The organism is Dellaglioa sp. CoH-55-MRSF-8 (assembly GCF_056782195.1).
Map to the genome: position 1 here is coordinate 3443 of NZ_JBXAYH010000012.1, position 1786 is coordinate 5228.

Genomic DNA, 1786 nt, shown 5'->3' on the forward strand with positions numbered 1-1786 from the left:
CCTCAAAACTAAACAAATTTTCGACAAGTGTGTAGGTTTCCGTAATATTCCTTAGAAAGGAGGTGATCCAGCCGCAGGTTCTCCTACGGCTACCTTGTTACGACTTCACCCTAATCATCTGTCCCACCTTAGACGGCTGGCTCCTAAAAGGTTACCTCACCGGCTTTGGGTGTTACAAACTCTCATGGTGTGACGGGCGGTGTGTACAAGGCCCGGGAACGTATTCACCGCGGCATTCTGATCCGCGATTACTAGCGATTCCAACTTCATGTAGGCGAGTTGCAGCCTACAATCCGAACTGAGAACGGCTTTAAGAGATTAGCTTAACCTCGCGGTCTCGCAACTCGTTGTACCGTCCATTGTAGCACGTGTGTAGCCCAGGTCATAAGGGGCATGATGATTTGACGTCATCCCCACCTTCCTCCGGTTTGTCACCGGCAGTCTCATTAGAGTGCCCAACTAAATGCTGGCAACTAATAATAAGGGTTGCGCTCGTTGCGGGACTTAACCCAACATCTCACGACACGAGCTGACGACAACCATGCACCACCTGTCATTCTGTCCCCGAAGGGAACGGCCTATCTCTAGGTTTGTCAGAAGATGTCAAGACCTGGTAAGGTTCTTCGCGTTGCTTCGAATTAAACCACATGCTCCACCGCTTGTGCGGGCCCCCGTCAATTCCTTTGAGTTTCAACCTTGCGGTCGTACTCCCCAGGCGGAGTGCTTAATGCGTTAGCTGCAGCACTGAAGGGCGGAAACCCTCCAACACTTAGCACTCATCGTTTACGGCATGGACTACCAGGGTATCTAATCCTGTTTGCTACCCATGCTTTCGAACCTCAGCGTCAGTTACAGACCAGAGAGCCGCTTTCGCCACTGGTGTTCTACCATATATCTACGCATTTCACCGCTACACATGGTGTTCCACTCTCCTCTTCTGCACTCAAGTTATCCAGTTTCCAATGCATTTCTTCGGTTGAGCCGAAGGCTTTCACATCAGACTTAAAAAACCGCCTGCGTTCGCTTTACGCCCAATAAATCCGGATAACGCTTGCCACCTACGTATTACCGCGGCTGCTGGCACGTAGTTAGCCGTGGCTTTCTGGTTAGATACCGTCACTAGGTAAACAGTTACTCTTACCTACATTCTTCTCTAACAACAGAGCTTTACGATCCGAAAACCTTCTTCACTCACGCGGCGTTGCTCCATCAGACTTTCGTCCATTGTGGAAGATTCCCTACTGCTGCCTCCCGTAGGAGTTTGGGCCGTGTCTCAGTCCCAATGTGGCCGATCACCCTCTCAGGTCGGCTACGTATCATTGCCTTGGTGGGCCTTTACCTCACCAACTAGCTAATACGCCGCGGGTCCATCCAAAAGTGACAGCTTACGCCGTCTTTCATTATCAAACCATGCGGTTTAACAAATTATGCGGTATTAGCACCTGTTTCCAAGTGTTATCCCCCTCTTTTGGGCAGGTTACCCACGTGTTACTCACCCGTTCGCCACTCATTATCTTCGGTGAGTGCAAGCACTCGGTGAAGATAATGCGTTCGACTTGCATGTATTAGGCACGCCGCCAGCGTTCATCCTGAGCCAGGATCAAACTCTCATATAAAAAGTTGATTGCTCTTATTGTTTTGTTACTTTTTGAAACTAGCGAATTGACTTCGCAAATGTTTGCTCTTAACTCTTAGTTAAGAGACCCTACACATTTGATTTGTCGAAAATTTGTTCAGTTTTCAAAGATCTACTTGGTTGCTTTTGACAACTTTTATATCATATCAA

1 rRNA gene is annotated in these 1786 nt (G+C 48.5%); it reads right to left on the reverse strand.

From position 1 onward, the window contains the following. Positions 1-55: 55 nt before the first annotated feature. Positions 56-1616, reverse strand: a 16S ribosomal RNA gene (locus tag AC1RPW_RS07510). Between the last annotated feature and the right edge of the window lie 170 nt (positions 1617-1786).